This is a genomic window from Pseudooceanicola lipolyticus (genome assembly GCF_002786325.1).
Taxonomy (GTDB): domain Bacteria; phylum Pseudomonadota; class Alphaproteobacteria; order Rhodobacterales; family Rhodobacteraceae; genus Pseudooceanicola_C; species Pseudooceanicola_C lipolyticus.
In genome coordinates this window covers 22,870-39,463 of sequence record NZ_PGTB01000026.1, presented here as the reverse complement: position 1 = coordinate 39,463, position 16,594 = coordinate 22,870, and the positions used below count along the sequence as shown (strand labels likewise).

The 16,594-nt window shown below is 66.0% G+C and carries 13 protein-coding genes; 8 read left to right on the top strand and 5 right to left on the bottom strand.

The genetic code is table 11. The features are described from left to right. The 5 genes from urtB to urtE all read left to right on the top strand — a co-directional run. Positions 1–1,161: urea ABC transporter permease subunit UrtB (gene urtB, locus CVM52_RS09570; protein ID WP_100162284.1), on the top strand; the 1,161-nt coding region annotated here is incomplete at its 5' end. 4 nt (positions 1,162–1,165) lie between these two features. After that, on the top strand, positions 1,166–1,300 hold the full coding sequence (locus CVM52_RS27955; RefSeq protein WP_276308635.1) for a hypothetical protein: 135 nt from the start codon (positions 1,166–1,168) through the stop codon (positions 1,298–1,300). Continuing rightward, the gene (gene urtC / locus CVM52_RS09565; RefSeq protein WP_100162283.1) at positions 1,297–2,529 is read left to right on the top strand and encodes an urea ABC transporter permease subunit UrtC; all 1,233 of its coding nucleotides are present in this window, start codon (positions 1,297–1,299) and stop codon (positions 2,527–2,529) included. Before CVM52_RS27955 ends, urtC begins: the two co-directional genes overlap by 4 nt. Further along, positions 2,526–3,266 carry an urea ABC transporter ATP-binding protein UrtD gene (gene urtD / locus CVM52_RS09560; RefSeq protein WP_100162282.1) on the top strand — a complete coding sequence of 247 codons (741 nt, stop codon included), beginning with the start codon at positions 2,526–2,528 and terminating at the stop codon, positions 3,264–3,266. Before urtC ends, urtD begins: the two co-directional genes overlap by 4 nt. A gap of 3 nt (positions 3,267–3,269) precedes the next feature. Then, entirely contained in the window at positions 3,270–3,965 is a 696-nt protein-coding gene (urtE, locus tag CVM52_RS09555) for an urea ABC transporter ATP-binding subunit UrtE (protein ID WP_100162281.1), read from the top strand. A 37-nt stretch (positions 3,966–4,002) separates the two neighbouring features. Here the strand turns inward: urtE and CVM52_RS09550 are convergent, their stop codons facing one another. The 5 genes from CVM52_RS09550 to CVM52_RS09530 all read right to left on the bottom strand — a co-directional run bounded on the left by CVM52_RS09550 (position 4,003) and on the right by CVM52_RS09530 (position 12,508). Continuing rightward, positions 4,003–4,950, bottom strand: coding sequence for a carbohydrate kinase family protein (locus tag CVM52_RS09550; RefSeq protein ID WP_100162280.1), 948 nt, complete (start codon positions 4,948–4,950; stop codon positions 4,003–4,005). Between the two features lie 74 nt (positions 4,951–5,024). Then, positions 5,025–5,906, bottom strand: coding sequence for a transglutaminase family protein (locus tag CVM52_RS09545; RefSeq protein WP_100162279.1), 882 nt, complete (start codon positions 5,904–5,906; stop codon positions 5,025–5,027). 2 nt (positions 5,907–5,908) lie between these two features. Continuing rightward, entirely contained in the window at positions 5,909–8,302 is a 2,394-nt protein-coding gene (locus CVM52_RS09540) for a circularly permuted type 2 ATP-grasp protein (protein WP_100162278.1), read from the bottom strand. 2 nt (positions 8,303–8,304) lie between these two features. Continuing rightward, positions 8,305–11,634: a transglutaminase family protein gene (locus CVM52_RS09535; RefSeq protein WP_100162277.1), complete on the bottom strand. Its 3,330-nt coding sequence runs from the start codon at positions 11,632–11,634 to the stop codon at positions 8,305–8,307. 121 nt (positions 11,635–11,755) lie between these two features. Beyond that, a complete protein-coding gene (locus CVM52_RS09530; protein WP_100162276.1) occupies positions 11,756–12,508 on the bottom strand; it encodes an SDR family NAD(P)-dependent oxidoreductase in 753 nt (250 codons plus the stop codon). Between the two features lie 369 nt (positions 12,509–12,877). On the opposite strand from CVM52_RS09530, the gene CVM52_RS27455 reads away from it, so the two are divergent. The 3 genes from CVM52_RS27455 to CVM52_RS09515 all read left to right on the top strand — a co-directional run bounded on the left by CVM52_RS27455 (position 12,878) and on the right by CVM52_RS09515 (position 16,489). Further along, a complete protein-coding gene (locus tag CVM52_RS27455) occupies positions 12,878–13,039 on the top strand; it encodes a hypothetical protein (RefSeq protein WP_205964925.1) in 162 nt (53 codons plus the stop codon). A 413-nt stretch (positions 13,040–13,452) separates the two neighbouring features. Next, positions 13,453–15,027 (top strand): Re/Si-specific NAD(P)(+) transhydrogenase subunit alpha, encoded by a 1,575-nt coding sequence (locus CVM52_RS09520; RefSeq protein WP_100162275.1) that lies wholly within the window; start codon positions 13,453–13,455, stop codon positions 15,025–15,027. A 13-nt stretch (positions 15,028–15,040) separates the two neighbouring features. After that, positions 15,041–16,489, top strand: a complete 1,449-nt coding sequence (locus CVM52_RS09515; protein WP_100162274.1) for an NAD(P)(+) transhydrogenase (Re/Si-specific) subunit beta — start codon at positions 15,041–15,043, stop codon at positions 16,487–16,489. The last annotated feature ends 105 nt before the right edge of the window (positions 16,490–16,594 follow it).

The window sequence follows — 16,594 nt, the reverse complement described above, 5'->3', positions numbered from 1 at the left end:
GCCGCGCTGCTGGCCGCCCTGGGCGAGAATATCGAAGGCGGCAGCGTCGGCGGCGTACCGGTGGCGCAGCTGGGCACCGATGCCGCGCGCGACCGCGCCTATGCCGGCCTGGTGGCCGACGGCAAGGCGCCGGCCTTCATTCCCGAAACGGCGATCGACCAGGCGCTGAACGCGCATTCCTTCTACGACAGCTATGTCGAACCCTCGGCCGCCGTCACCGATGCGGCGCAGGAGGCGCTGTCGCATATCGCCCGCAATGTCGGCATCAACCAGATGCTCGACCTGTCGCTTGACGGCTTGTCGCTGGCCTCGATCTATTTCCTCGCCGCCATCGGCCTTGCCATCACCTTCGGGGTGATGGGGGTGATCAATATGGCGCATGGCGAATTCATCATGATGGGCGCCTATACCGGCTATGTGGTGCAGCTGTTCATCCCCAATTACACCGTCTCGATCATCGTTGCGCTGCCGCTGGCCTTTGCGGTGACCTTTGCCGCCGGGGTGGCGATGGAGCGGCTGGTGATCCGCTGGCTGTATTCCCGCCCGCTGGAAACGCTGCTGGCGACCTTCGGCATCTCCATCGCGCTGCAGCAGCTGGCCAAGAACATCTTTGGCACCCAGGCGCGGCCGCTCACCGCCCCCGGCTGGCTGAACGGCGCCTGGGTGATGAACGACGTGGTGTCGATCTCGTATATCCGCATCGCCATCTTCGTGCTGGCACTGCTGTTCCTCGGCCTGTTCCTGTTCATCATGAAGCGCACCCGGCTGGGCCTGGAAACCCGCGCCGTCACCCAGAATCCGCGCATGGCGGCCAGTATGGGGATCAACCCCGACAAGGTGAACATGCTGACCTTCGGCCTCGGCTCGGGCATCGCCGGCATCGCCGGCGTCGCCATCGGCCTGTTCGCCCAGGTCACCTCGGAGATGGGGCAGGGCTATATCGTGCAAAGCTTCATGACCGTGGTGGTCGGCGGGGTCGGCAATATCTGGGGCACGCTGCTGGGTGCGACGATGATCGGCTTCCTGCAGAAGGGCATCGAGTGGTTCAACCCGTCCAACACGCTGGCGGCGCAGACCTACATGATCGTCTTCATCATCATCTTCATCCAGTTCCGGCCTCGCGGCATCATCGCGCTCAAGGGCCGTGCGGCGGGAGACTAAGCATATGACACTGACCATACCGGCACCCGCCAATATCGACCGGCCGCCCTTCAACCCCGTCCCGCGGCTGGTTTTTGCAAAGCGCCGGCCGGGGGGCAGCACCCCGCCAACGAAGAACCTGCAGGAGGGCGAGGCATGAAAAACCGTTCCTTCTTCGCCCGCAACCCCTCGGTGGTGATCTTCCTGGTGCTGCTGGCCGGCTTCACCCTGATCATCAGCCTGCTATCCGAAGGCATGGGCATGGGCCTGATCTCGACCAGTTTCATCAAGACGCTGGGCCGAACCCTGTGCCTGTGCCTGATCGCCGTGGCGATGGATCTGGTCTGGGGCTATACCGGCATTCTCAGCCTTGGCCATTTCGCGTTTTTCGGGCTGGGCGGCTATATGATCGGCATGTGGCTGATGTATGAGCGCACCCGCGACATCGTCGTCACCTCGATGTCCAACGCGCAGATCCCGCCGACCGAGCAGGAAGTTGTCGATGCCATCGGCACCCAGATCTTCGGTGTCGTCGGGTCATCGGATTTCCCGCTGATCTGGGCCTTTGCCGACAGCCTGGTGATCCAGTTGGTCTTGGTGGTGCTGGTTCCCGGCCTGCTGGCGCTGGTCTTCGGCTGGCTGGCCTTCCGCAGCCGGGTCACCGGCGTCTACCTGTCGATCCTGACCCAGGCGATGACACTGGCGCTGTCGCTCTATCTGTTCCAGAACGATTCCGGCCTGCGCGGCAATAACGGCCTGTCCGGCCTGCAGAACCTGCCGGGGGTCGAAGCGTCGCAGGCGGTGGTTTCGGTCTGGTTCCTCTGGGCCTCGGCCCTGGCGCTGGGGCTGGGCTATCTGCTGGCCGCCTGGGTGGTCTCGGGCAAGTTCGGCAGCGTCATTCGCGGCATCCGCGACGACGAGGCACGGGTGCGTTTCCTGGGCTATTCGGTCGAGGGCTACAAGCTGTTCGTCTTCGTGCTGACCGCGGTGATCGCCGGCATCGCCGGGGCGCTTTATTATCCGCAGGCGGGCATCATCAACCCGGCCGAGGTGGCGCCGATTGCGTCGATCTACCTGGCGGTCTGGGTCGCCATCGGCGGGCGCGGGCGGCTGTATGGCGCGGTGATCGGCGCCGCCTTCGTGTCGCTGGTCTCGACCTGGTTCACCGGCGGCCAGGTGCCGTCGATCAACCTGGGCTTCTATCGCATCGACTGGATCGAATGGTGGCTGGTGATCCTGGGCCTGTCCTTCGTCCTGGTCACGCTGTTCGCGCCCAAGGGCATCGGCGGATTGTTCGACCTGATCCGCAAACCCGGTTTCCCCGACCGGCACGGCGCCGATTACGGCCCCGACCGCGGCTCGCTGCAGGAAAAGGAGGGCCGGGAATGAGCACGCTTCTGGAGGTTTCCGGCGTCTCCGTCACCTTTGACGGCTTCCGCGCGATCAACAACCTGTCCTTCCAGATCGGCGAGGCCGAGATGCGGGCGATCATCGGGCCGAACGGCGCCGGCAAGACCACCTTTATGGACATCGTCACCGGCAAGACCCGGCCCGACGAGGGCAGGGTGCTGTGGGGCGAGAAATCGGTTTCGCTGATCCATATGAGCGAGGCGCAGATCGCCCGCGCCGGGGTGGGGCGCAAGTTTCAGCGGCCGACCGTGTTCGAGGATCAGAACGTCTTCGACAACCTGATGATGGCGCTGAAAAAGGCCCGTTCGCCGCTGTCGGTGCTGTTCTATCGCCCGGTGGCCGAGGACGAGGCCAAGGTGCGCGCCCTGGCCGACGAGATCGGCCTGTCGGACCAGTTGTCGCGCAAGTCGGGCGAGCTGAGCCACGGGCAGAAACAGTGGCTGGAGATCGGCATGCTGCTGGCGCAGGATCCGCGCCTTCTGCTGGTGGACGAACCCGCGGCCGGCATGACCCATGAAGAGCGCGAGCACACCACCTCGATCCTGGTCGAGGCCGCCAAGACCCGCGCGGTGGTGGTGGTCGAACATGATATGGAATTTGTCCGCCGGCTGAATTGCAAGGTGACGGTGCTGCATGAGGGGTCGGTTCTGGCCGAGGGCAGCCTCGACCATGTCACCGCCAACCAGCAGGTGATCGATGTGTATCTGGGACGCTGAGCAATGCTGAAAGTCAAAGACCTAACGCTGCATTACGGCGGCTCGCAAATCCTTTACGACGTGTCGCTGACCGCCGCCGCGGGCGAGGTGACCTGCATCATGGGCACCAACGGGGTCGGCAAGACCTCGCTGCTCAAGGCATTGTCGGGCACCCATCAGCGCACCTCGGGCGAGATCGAGTTCGACGGCGAAGCCATCGGCAAGCTTCCAGCCCATGCGTTGGCGCAGAAAGGCATCGGCTATGTGCCGCAGGGGCGGATGATCTTCCCGCTGCTGACGGTCAAGGAGAACATGGAAACCGCCTATGCCTGCCTGCCGCGTTCGGAACATTACGTCCCCGACGAGATTTACGAGCTGTTCCCGATCCTGAAGGAATTCCTCAACCGGCGCGGCGGCGACTTGTCGGGCGGGCAGCAACAGCAGCTGGCGATCGCACGGGCGATGCTGACCAAGCCCAAGCTGCTGCTGCTGGACGAGCCAACCGAGGGGATCCAGCCCAATATCATCCAGCAGATCGGCCGGGTGATCCGCTATCTGCGCGACAAGGGCGACATCGCCATCATCCTGGTCGAGCAGTATTTCGATTTCGCCTATGAGAACGCCGACCGTTTCGTGGTGCTGCGGCGCGGGGCGGTGATGAAATCCGGCTCGCATGACGATCTGTCGCGCGCAGAGTTGCTGGAAGCTACCTCGGTCTGATTCCCGGCGCGGGGCGACAGCCCGCCGCCTCGGCGCGTCAGGCGGGCGGGCGTTCCTGCGCCAGTTCCTCGCGCCAGGGCGGGTTTGCCCCGGCGCGCGACACCGTGACCGCCGCCACCTTTGCGCCAAAGGCCAAAACGTCCGAGATCTCGGCCTCGCCCGCCTCGGCCAGCCCGCCGGGGGTCAGCAGGCCCAGTTCCGAGGCTTTGGCCAGAACCCCGGCGTTGAAAGTGTCGCCGGCGCCGACCGTGTCGACCACCTGCGCCGGCTCGGCCGCCACCGATATTTCGCGCCCGTCACGCAGATAGGCGGTGGCTCCCGATCCACCGCGCGTCATGATCGCCACCGACGGCCCCGCCTTCAGCAGCGCGGCCAGCTTCTCCATCAGCGCCTCGGGCCCGGGATAAAGCCAGCCCAGGTCCTCGTCCGAGACCTTGACGATATCGGCCACCGCCAGCATCCGCGCGATCCGGGCGCGATAGGCAGGGATGTCGCTGATGAAACTGGGGCGAATATTCGGGTCCAGCATGATCGCGCAGCGCCCGGCATGGCGTTCCGCCAACTCCAGATAGGTGTCGGCGGCCGGCGGGTTGCACAGGCTGATGCCGCCGAAATACAGCGCCAGCACATCCTCGGGCAGCGCGCCGACATCTTCGGGTGCCAGCATCCGGTTGGCGGAATTCTCGTCGTAAAACGTATAGGTCGCATGCCCGGCCTCAAGCTGGACAAAGGCCAGCGTGGCCGGCCGGTCGGAATAGACCACCGTGCGGGTGTCCACATGGCTGGCCTTCAGCGCATCGTCCAGCTGTCGCCCGAACAGGTCGCGTGACAGGCCGGTCAGCATGCCGGCGCGCGTGCCCAGCCGGCCCAGCGCGATGGCGGTGTTGAACACCGACCCGCCGCTATGGGGCACGAAGCCGGTTCCAGCGTCTTCGGTTTTTGCCGGGATCATGTCGATCAGGGCTTCGCCACAGCACAGGATCATCGCCCGCTTCCTCCCTTGCGATGTTTGCGCTACCGGTGTGCCGATTTGTCTCTGCCGATGCAAGGCCCGAGATGTCAGCCGACCGAGATCACGTCGACCTGGTGCTCGGTGGTATGGCTGCCGGTGCTGCGCAGCGACCCCTTGACCGGGGCCACGTCGGAATAGTCGCGGCCGATGGCTACCAGGATATGATCGGCCCCCACCATCATGTCATTGGTTGGATCAATTTGCACCCAGCCCAATTCGGCACCGCACCAGGCCTGGACCCAGGCATGCATCGCGTCCGCGCCTTCCAGCCGCTTCTTGCCCGGCGGCGGGATGGTGCGCAGAAAGCCGCTGACATAGCCCGCGGGAATGCCCAGGGCGCGCAGTGCGGAAATGGTGATGTGGCTGAAATCCTGGCACACGCCGCGCTGGTCGCGAAATGCCTGCGCCGGGGCGGTGGTGACCTCGGTCGCCTTGGGGTCAAAGGCCATATGGGCATGCACCGCGCGCGACACCGCCTGCACCGCGTTCAGCGTCGACATGCCCGGCTGTACCAGGTCATGGGCAAAGGCGGCGATGTCGGGCTCGTGCCGCACCCGGTCACTGTCGCCCAGGAAGTGATGCGGCGATCCCGGGCTGATCGAGCGGATCGCCGACAGTTCGGCCGACAGTTGCTCCAGCCCGCAGGACAGGTCCAGCGGCTGCGACCCGGCGCTGCGCCGCACCCGCCCGGTAAAGCGGAAAGCGATCTCGGACAGCGGTGAATCATGGGCGATCTCGGTGGTGGCATTGCCGAAGAAATCGCTGCCGTCGCGGCGGAAATCGGGCTCGGGCCCGGTACTGACAAAACCCGAGATCAGTTGCTGGTCGGCCCGCGTCATCGGCAGCATCCGCAGCAGCGTGCGGTTGGCGCCCGCCGGGCTTTCATAGCGATAGCTGATGCGCAGGGTGATATCATACAGCGTCGACATGGCTAGCCCAGGTAAAGCGCGGTCAGCGCGTCGGAGATATCGGCAATTTCCGCCCGCATTTGGGTCAGCCGCGCGGTGGTGATCTCTTCGGGGACGGCCACCGCCAGGTCGGTGTCCAGCCGCAGCACCTGGCGGGCAAAATCGCTCATCTGGCGCTTGGTCTGGGCGCGCGGCATCGCCGCCTCCTGCTCGCGCAGCAGGCGGGTCTGGCAGATCAGTGATCGCGGGTTGTCCGGGTCCAGCGCCAGCAGGTCGATCACCGTGTTGCGGCTGGTCTCGACCGAATAGCGCCGACGGTGGATCATCACGCTATCGCCGACCTCGACCGCCACGTCCAGGCTGCCGGGCGGCGCGGCGCGGTCGGCAAAGGCGACCAGCAGCGAGGCGATGTTATCCGCCCGTTCCAGCGCCCGCCCCATGGTCAGGAACCGCCAACCGGTGTCGCGGAACATGTTCTCGTGCACCAGGCCGGAGAATCCGGCCAGCTTGCGCAGCAGCACGCTCATCGCGCGGGCGGCATCGTCACCGGCGGTGACCTTTCCGGCGGCCAGCTTATGCGCGGTGCCCGACAAATCGTCCAGCGCGTGCCAGCCATCGGTGGAAAACCGGTCGCGGATCTTGCCGGCGCAGCCACGCGCGGCATCGAACAGGTCCAGCAGGCCCAGCGGCACCGAATCTTCGATATCGGTGCCGAAATCGCTGATATAGTCGCCCAGATGCTCGACCAGCGGCACCACCGCATCCTCCAGCCGCAGGTGATAGGCGCGCAGCTTGCGCACCTGTGCCTCGGCCCGCTCCACATAACGGCCCAGCCAGTACAGGTTGTCCGCCGCCCGGCTGGGCAGCAGGCCGGACAGCCGCCGCACGAAGGGGCCGGCCGGCGGCGCGGTCAGCGTGTCGGTGCGCACCGGTGTGTCGCCGACGATCCAGACATCGGCCACCGAACCGCCGCTTTGCATCGCCAGGGCGGTGGGATCCTCGGTGCGCCCGATGCGGGCATAGCCGCCCGGCATCACCGTCCAGCCATCGGGCGTGCGCGCGGCAAACACCCGCACCACCATCGGGCGCGGCACCAGTTGGCCGTCGATCAGCGCCGGCGTGGTCGACAGCGTCACCGCCTCCTGGCCGACCAGGTTGGAGGCATCGGTGTTCAGCCAGTCCGCGACCGGCCGGCTGGCGGCGCCGCGGAAGGATCCGCCCAGCACCGTCGAGGCCTCCAGTTCGAAGGGCAGGCGGGTCGACAGCGCCGGACCGATCATCATCCGGTCCAGGTTGTCGCGCACATAGGCCAGTTCTCCCGGCTGCCCGCACCACCAGGTGGCGATATTGGGCAGGCTCAGCGCCTCGCCGGTCAGGGCCTGGGAGATCCGTGGCAGGAAGGCCATCAGCGCGCGCGCCTCCAGCACGCCCGATCCCAAACAGTTCAGCATGGTGAACGCACCCGAGCGCAGCGCCGAGACCATGCCCGGCGTGCCCAGGGCCGAGGATTCGTCCAGTTCCAGCGGATCGGAGAACCTGGAATCCAATCGCCGCCACAACACGCTGACCGGTTGCGGCCCGGTCACGGTGGACACCATCAGCGATCCGCGATCCACCCGCAAATCGTCGGATTCCAGCAGCATAAGGCCCAGGTAGCGGGCGATATAGGCATGTTCGAAATAGGTATCGGTGTGCTGGCCCGGCGTCAGGATCGCCGCGCGCCCGTCGCCATCGCCGCGCAGCCCGTTTATCGCGTCGCGAAAGCCGCGAAAGAACCCGGCCAGCCGCTCGACATTGGCCGCCGGGAAATAGTCGTGAAACACCCGCGAGGTCGCCATCCGGTTTTCCAGCGCGAAACCGGCGCCCGAGGGTGCCTGTGTCCGGTCGCCCAGCACGAACCAGCTGCCATCGGGCGAGCGGCCGATCTCGAAGGCGAGGAAATGCAGGAAATGTCCCGAGCGCGGATGCAGGCCCTGCACCGGGCGCAGCCATTCGCGGTTGCGGGTGATCAGTTCCGCCGGCAGCAGCCCGCCATTGACCAGGTCGCCGGGCCCGTACAGATCGGCCATCACCCGTTCCAGCAACTCGGCGCGCTGGATGATGCCTGCGGACAGCTGCCGCCATTCGGCGCCGCCGATCACCACCGGAATATGGCTCAGCGGCCAGGCCCGCTCGGTCGAGCCGGTGCCGGTATATTGCCGGAAATACACCCCGGCATCCTTCAGGTACTGGTCGGCGCGGGCGGTGCGCTGCGACAGTTCTTCGGGCGACAACCGCGCCAGTTGCCGGATCAGCGGCTGCCATACAGCGCGCAGGCTGCCATCGGCCTGCATCAGCTCGTCCGCCACCCCCGGCCGCGGCCGGTACTGTTCAAGCAGGCCGTCAATCGGGCTGGAACGGGCGGTGGAATCGCTCATGCTCAGATCCCCGGCGCCCGGCGAAGGTCCAGCGTCATCGGAAATTCCGGATGCGTCCGGTCCGGCTGCGGCCAGTAGCTGCCGGGCGTGTGGCCGGTCTTTTCAAACCGGGCCAGGCGTCGCGCCTCGGCCTCGTTGCCATTGACTGGGAAGGTCTCGTAATTGCGCCCGCCCGGATGCGCGACGTGATAGGTGCAGCCGCCCAGGGCGCGACCCGACCAGGTGTCGAAGATGTCAAAGACCAGCGGCGCGTTGACCGGCAGCACCGGATGCAGCGCCTCGGCCGGCTGCCAGGCCTTGAACCGCACGCCGGCCACCGAGACGCCACCGCTGTCGGTCGGCCGCAGCGGCACGGTGCGCTGGTTGCAGGTGACGATATAGCGCTCGGGATCGGCGCCGCTCAGCTTGACCTGCATCCGTTCGACCGAACTGTCGGTATAGCGCACGGTGCCGCCAATGGCACCGCGTTCGCCCAGCACGTGCCAGGGCTCCAGCGCCTGGCGCAGTTCCAGATGCACGCCCTCGTATTCGACCTCGCCGCAGAAGGGAAAGCGGAATTCCTGCTGCGCCTCGTACCATTCCGGCCGGAAGGCAAAGCCGTGATCGCCCAGGTCGCGCAGCACATCCAGGAAATCCTCCCACACGTAATGCGGCAGCATGAACCGGTCATGCAGCGTGGTGCCCCAGCGCACCGGCTTGCCCTTGATCGGGTTTTGCCAGAACCGCGCCAGCAACGCCCGGATCAGCACCTGCTGGGCCAGCGACATCTGCGCATCGGGCGGCATCTCGAAGCCGCGGAATTCGATCAGCCCCAGCCGCCCGGTCGGGCCGTCGGGCGAAAACAGCTTGTCGATGCAGATCTCGGCCCGGTGGGTGTTGCCGGTGACGTCGATCAGGATGTTGCGCAGCAGCCGGTCGACCAGCCAGGGTTGCGGCTGCGGCCCCTCGTCGGGATCGGGGATCTGCGCCAGCGCGATCTCCAGCTCGTACAGGCTGTCATGCCGCGCCTCGTCGATCCGCGGCGCCTGGCTGGTCGGGCCGATGAATAGCCCCGAGAACAGGTAGGACAGCGACGGGTGCCGCTGCCAGTGCAGGATCAGCGACCGCAGCAGGTCGGGCCGCCGCAGGAAGGGCGAATCATTAGGTGTTTCGCCGCCCACCACCACGTGATTGCCGCCGCCGGTGCCGGTATGCTTGCCGTCGATCATGAACTTGTCGGCGCCCAGGCGGCACTGGCGGGCCTCTTCATAGACCGCCTTGGTGGTGGCGACGCATTCGTCCCAGCTGGCGGCGGGGTGGATGTTCACCTCGATCACGCCGGGGTCGGGGGCGACGCGGATCACGTTCATGCGCGGATCATGCGGCGGCGCATAGCCCTCGATATGCACCGGCAGGCCCATCGCCTTGGCCGCGGCCTCGGCCGCCGCCACCAGTTCCAGGTAATCCTCGATCGCTTCCACCGGCGGCATGAACACGCAAAGCCGCCCGTCGCGCGGTTCCACCGCCAGCGCGGTGCGCACCGCGCCAGCACCGAGTTCCTGCTCGATCACGTCCTGCACGGCGCTGCCCTCGGTGAACCGCGCCACCGGCTGATCCAGCGGCGATGTCACCTCGGGTTCGTCGGGCAGGGTAAAATCAGGCAGCGGGCCGCGCTCGACCGTCGGGTCGGTGATATAGGTATAGGGATATTGCGCGGGCGGCACATAGGGCAGGGTGCCCAGCGGCAGGCGATAGCCCACCGGGCTGTCCCCCGGCACCAGGAACACGTGCCCGCGCCGCAGCTTCCATTTCTCCGAGCGCCAGCGGCGGCCGGTCGCCTTGGACTGCCAGCGCTGCACCGGCAGGATGAATCCCGAGGGTTCGGTCAGGCCGCGGGCGAAAACCTTGGCGATGCGATGCCGTTCCTCAGGATCCTTCAGCTTGGAGTTTTCCGGCGTCACGTTTTCCGGCAGGTTCGCCTCTTTCAGGATCCATTCGCCCGGATCCTCATAGGCCGGCAGGACGTGTTCGCCAGCGATCCCCAGCCGGTCGGCGATTTCGCTCAGCAGCCGGCCCGCGGCGGCGGCATCGGCCTTGGTATCGGCGCCCTCCTCGGCGATCAGGTCGGCATCTTTCCAGATCGGCTTGTCATCCTTGCGCCAGTACAGCGAAAAGGTCCAGCGCGGCAGCGTCTCGCCCGGATACCACTTGCCCTGGCCGTAATGCAGGAAGCCGCCCGGCGCGAAACGGTCGCGCAGCCGGCGGATCATCTTATCGGCCAGCCCGCGTTTCATCGGGCCCACCGCGGCGGTGTTCCATTCGGCACTTTCGAAATCGTCGATCGAAACGAAGGTGGGCTCGCCCCCCATCGTCAGCCGCATGTCGCCCTGGGTCAGCGCCGCGTCGACCTGGTGGCCCAGCTTGTCCAGCGCCTGCCAGGCCTCGTCCGAAAACGGCTTGGTGATGCGCGGATGTTCCGCCACGCGCCGGACCTGCATGTCAAAGGCGAAATCGACCTCGGCAAACGAGGCCATGCCGGTGATCGGCGCGGCGTTGCGGTAATGCGGCGTCGCCGCCAGTGGGATATGGCTTTCCCCGGTCAGCAGCCCCGAAGTCGGGTCCAGCCCGATCCAGCCCGCGCCGGGCAGATAGACCTCGCACCAGGCGTGCAGGTCGGTGAAATCATGGTCGGTTCCGGCCGGCCCGTCCAGCGACACCAGGTCGGGTTTCAGCTGGATCAGATAGCCCGAAACGAAACGCGCGGCAAAGCCCAGGTGGCGCAGCGTCTGCACCAGCAGCCAGCTGGTGTCGCGGCAGGAGCCGCGCGCGCTCTGCAGCGTTTCCTCGGGCGTCTGCACCCCGGGCTCCATCCGGATCACATAGCCGATCTGCTGTTCAAGCCGCGCGTTCAGCGCGACGAGGAAATCCACCGTCCCGGTCGTGTCCCGCGGGATCGAGTCCAGCAACTGGCGCAGATGTGGCCCCGCCGGTTCCGGCGTGCGGTAGATCGACAGGTCCTCCAGCAGGTCGGCCGGATAGTCGAAGGGCCATTTCTCGGCGGTCTCGTCGACGAAGAAATCGAACGGGTTATACACCGTCATATCGGCGACCAGGTCGACCTCGATGCGGAATTCGCGCACCGGTTCGGGAAACACGAAACGCGACAGCCAGTTGCCGTAGGGATCCTGCTGGTGGTTGACGAAATGGCCGTCAGGACTGACCTTCAGCGAATGCGAGATCACCCGCGTTCTGCTGTGTGGCGCGGGCCGCAGGCGGATGATCTGGGGGGCAAGCGTAACGGGCCGGTCGTATTTGTAGTGAGTCAGGTGCCGGATGCTAGCGGTGATTGCCATGTTTGGTCCTGGCCAGGTTTCGTTGCGATGCAGCAAAGACGGTTTGCCCGGCCATGTAAAGCGCGGGCAGCAAAACCGGCCCCGCCGCGCCGCCCGGCGCGGCGATTCCGCCTGAAACCTGTCACATCTGGCCGCCGGCGATCTCGATGGACTGGCCGTTCACGCTCTCCGATCCGGGGCCGGTCAGCCACAAAGCGGCGGCGGCGATTTCCTCGGCCGCGATCAGCCGCTGGTGCCGGTTGGCACTGACCATGATGTCGCGCGCCGCATCCGCGCTGATGCCGGCCCGTTTCGAGATGCTGTCGACATTGCGGGTGACGATGGGCGTGTCGACATAGCCGGGACAGATCGCGTTGAAGGTGAAGGGCGTGCCCAGGTAATCTTCGGAAAGTGACCGGGTCAGCCCGATCAGCCCGTGTTTCGACGCGGTATAGCAGGGGGCGCCTTTCAGGCCGCGCACCCCGGCGATCGAGGCGATGGTGATCACCCGGCCCCAGTCGGTCTGCCGCATCGAGGTCAGGCATTCGCGGATGGTGAGAAAGGCGCCGTCCAGGTTGGTGGCCATCATGTTGCGCCAGAACTCCATCGACATCTTGTGCAGCGCCTTGCCCTCGGCGATCCCGGCATTGGCGACGCAGATCTGCACCGGCCCGCGCGCTTCGACCGCGGCGGCGACCTTGTCGGCCACGTCCTGTTCCTCGCGCACGTCCATCGCCAGCCCGACAATCCCGTCGCCTGCCACCGCGTCCAGCACCTCCTGCCGGCGCCCGGTGATGGTGACGGCGGCGCCCTGCGCCGCCATGGCGCGTGCGATGGCCAGCCCGATGCCGGTTCCGCCGCCGGTGATGAAGGCGTGTTTTCCCTGAAGCGACATGTTTCCTCCCCGTCTGCCTCTCCTCCTGGTCGCGGCAAGCCTAGTGGCTGGCCCGCCGCTGACAAGCCCGCCGTCGCGTCGCCGGGTTCGCGCGCCCGTGCCGCGTCACCTTCCGGTCGGGGGCGCCGGCACCGCGGCGGATCGATGGTCACGTCAACGAATCTGTCTTGGCGGCGTCGCCGGGAAAGGATTGAAACGAAGCTCCCCGCGACGCCGCATTGGCGGGGCCGGTGCCCAATATCTAGACTGCACTGAACCCGGGCTCGGGATACGGTTGCGCGACCCGGCCCGGGGTCTCGTCACCGCGTTGCCGGTGACCCGATCGGGCCGTTTCACCGCAATGGCCATACCCGCGACAGACCAGGAGTGATGACATGGCGCGACTGGCCGCCGCCCTGGCTGGCCGGTGTCGTGGCGCAGGCCCGGCGGCAGGAGCGGCTGCTGGCGCTGGGGCCGAGCCTGGCCTCCAGACTGGCCGACCTGCCGGGGGCGCTGCTGGTTTCTGAATTTATCATTCTGATATTGTTTTGATTTTTTCAGTTTGTCCGCCGCCGCATAACACCTGTTCCGCACCAGAGTCCCGCGCCTCTGATCCGCAGCGGGATCTTTGCCCGTGCGCGCCATCCGATCTATCCGGCTGTGGTGCTGCTTTTGGCCTGGCTGATCCTGCCTTTTGATGTGCCGCTGGTGCCGCTGCTGATCCCGGATTTGCCAGTGTGATCACACCGCGATTCATCTGCCGCGAAGCGGACCGAATGCGCCTGGCCTTCGCTGCGAAACGCGCGGAATGCGAACAAAAAATGCGTAGGCGTCCTTGAATCTTTGCGAAAATTACCCGCAACTTTTCACCGTTCGCTTGCGCAATTCTTACCCGCAGGCTAGTGGAGACTTCGATTGCCGAACCGGCCGAAATGGCCGGACACTGATGACGAGGGGATTAATCTGTGAAGATAGGCACGCCCAAGGAAATTTTTGACGGCGAGAACCGCGTGGCGATGACGCCGGACAGCGCGCTCGCCCTGCAGAAGCTGGGCCATGACTGTGTAATCGAATCCGGGGCCGGCGAAAAAGCCGGCTTCATGGATGCGGCCTATGAACAGGCCGGGGTCAAGGTGGTGAAAACCGCCGCCGAGCTGTGGAAAGAGGCCGAGGTGGTCGCCAAGGTGCGCCCGCCCTCCGAGGAGGAGCTGGGCCAGCTGCATGCCGGTCAGACGCTGATTTCCTTCTTCTATCCCGGTTCGAACGAAGAGCTGATGAAGAAGGCCGCCGATACCGGCGCTTCGGTCATCGCCATGGACATGGTGCCGCGGATCTCGCGGGCGCAGAAGATGGATGCGCTGTCGTCGATGGCCAATATCGCCGGCTATCGCGCGGTGATCGAGGCCGGCAATAATTTCGGCCGCTTCTTCACCGGCCAGGTGACCGCCGCGGGCAAGGTGCCGCCGGCCAAGGTCCTGGTGGTCGGCGCCGGTGTGGCCGGTCTGGCCGCGATCGGCACCTCGACCTCGCTGGGGGCGATCACGCTGGCCTTTGACGTGCGTCCCGAGGTGGCCGAGCAGATCGAATCGATGGGCGCCGAATTTGTCTATCTCGATTTCGAAGAGGCCCAGCAGGACGGCGCCGCCACTGGCGGCTATGCCGCGCCCTCCAGCCCCGAGTTCCGCGAGGCGCAGCTGAAGAAGTTCCGCGAGCTGGCGCCCGAGGTCGATATCGTCATCACCACCGCGTTGATCCCGAACCGGCCGGCGCCGGTGCTGTGGACCAAGGACATGGTCGAGTTGATGAAGCCCGGCTCGGTGATCGTCGACCTGGCCGCCGAGCGCGGCGGCAATTGCGAGCTGACCCAGCCGGACGAGAAGATCGTCACCGACAACGGGGTCACCATCGTCGGCTATACCGACTTCCCCAGCCGGATGGCGACGCAGAGCTCGACGCTCTACGCCACCAATATCCGCCACATGATGACCGATCTGACGCCGGAAAAGGACGGTGTCGTCAACCACAACATGGAAGACGACGTGATCCGCGGCGCCACGATCACCCACGCCAAGGAAGTCACCTTCCCGCCGCCGCCGCCCAAGGTGCAGGCGATCGCGGCGCAAAAGCCCAAGGACAAGCCGAAGGAACTGACGCCGGAAGAGAAGAAGGCGCAGGAGGCCGCGGCCTTCAAGGCGCAGACCAAAAGCCAGGTCACCCTGCTGGCGGTCGGCACCGTGCTGATGCTGCTGCTGGGCGCGGTCGCCCCGGCCAGCTTCATGGCGCATTTCATCGTCTTCGCGCTGGCCTGCTTTGTCGGCTTCCAGGTGATCTGGAACGTCTCGCACGCGCTGCACACGCCGCTGATGGCGGTGACCAACGCGATCTCGGGCATCATCATCCTGGGCGCGTTGCTGCAGATCGGGTCGGGCAACTGGCTCGTCGTGGTGCTCAGCCTGATCGCCGTGCTGATTGCCTCGATCAACATTGTTGGCGGCTTCCTGGTTACGCGCCGGATGCTGGCCATGTTCCAGAAATCCTGAGGGGGCCAACCAGATGTTCTCTATCGGAGTGACCTCCGCCGCCTATATTGCGGCTTCCATTCTCTTCATCCTGTCGCTGGGCGGCCTGTCGAACCAGGAAAGCGCCAAGCGCGCGGTGTGGTACGGCATTGTCGGCATGGCCATCGCGGTGATCGCCACCGTGTTCGGGCCCGGCGTCTACAACATTTTCCTGATCCTGATCGCGGTCGCCGTCGGCGCCTTTGCCGGTTACTACGTGGCCGGACGGGTGCAGATGACCGAAATGCCGCAGCTGGTCGCGGCGCTGCACTCCTTTGTGGGTCTGGCCGCGGTGTTTATCGGGCTGAATGCCGATATCATGCTGACCTCGGTGCTCGACATGAAGGCGGCCGGCATCGCCATGGGCGAGGCCGAGCTGACCGGATTCGGCGAACGGCTCTGGCACAAGGACGCGGTGGAAATCGCCATCCTGAAGGTCGAGGTGTTCCTGGGCATCTTCATCGGCGCCGTTACCTTCACCGGCTCGGTCATCGCCTTCGGCAAGCTGGCCGGCAAGGTCGATGGCAAGCCCAAGCAGCTGCCCGGCGGCCATATCCTGAACGCCGCCGCGCTGGCCGCCTGTGTCGTGCTGGGCCTGATGTACATGACCGGCTCGGGCATCTGGACCATGGTGCTGGTGACGCTGATTGCCGGCTTCATCGGCTGGCACCTGATCATGGGCATCGGCGGTGCCGACATGCCGGTGGTGGTGTCGATGCTGAACTCCTATTCCGGCTGGGCCGCGGCCGCGATCGGCTTTACCCTCGGCAATGACCTGCTGATCGTGACCGGCGCGCTGGTCGGCTCCTCGGGGGCGATCCTCAGCTACATCATGTGCCGCGCGATGAACCGGAAATTCGTCAACGTGATCCTCGGCGGCTTTGGCGGCAGCAGCGGCCCGGCGGCGGATATCGAGGGCGAGATGATCGCCATCGAGGCCGACGGCGTCGCCGCCGCGCTGAACGATGCCGACAGCGTCATCATCGTGCCGGGCTATGGCATGGCGGTGGCCCAGGCCCAGCAGGCGGTCAGCGAACTGACCCGCAAGCTGCGCGCCGCCGGCAAGGAGGTGCGCTTTGCCATCCACCCGGTGGCCGGGCGTCTGCCGGGGCATATGAACGTGCTGCTGGCCGAGGCCAAGGTGCCCTATGACATCGTGCTGGAGATGGACGAGATCAACGAGGATTTCCCGGAAACCGACGTGGCCATCGTCATCGGCTCGAACGACATCGTGAACCCGGCGGCGCAGGACGACCCGAATTCGCCCATCGCCGGGATGCCGGTGCTGGAAGTCTGGAAGTCCAAGCAGGTCTTCGTGTCCAAGCGCGGCCAGGGCACCGGCTATTCCGGGATCGAGAACCCGCTGTTCTTCAAGGACAACACGCGGATGTTCTACGGCGATGCCAAGGCCTCGCTGGACCGGCTGCTGCCGATGATCGACTGAGCGGCACCACAATCGACAGCGCAAAAGCGGCCTTTCGGGGCCGCTTTTTCTTTGCCGCCGCCCGGTCGGGGCGGGCGTGGAAAACGCTTGCCGAGCGTTTTGCCA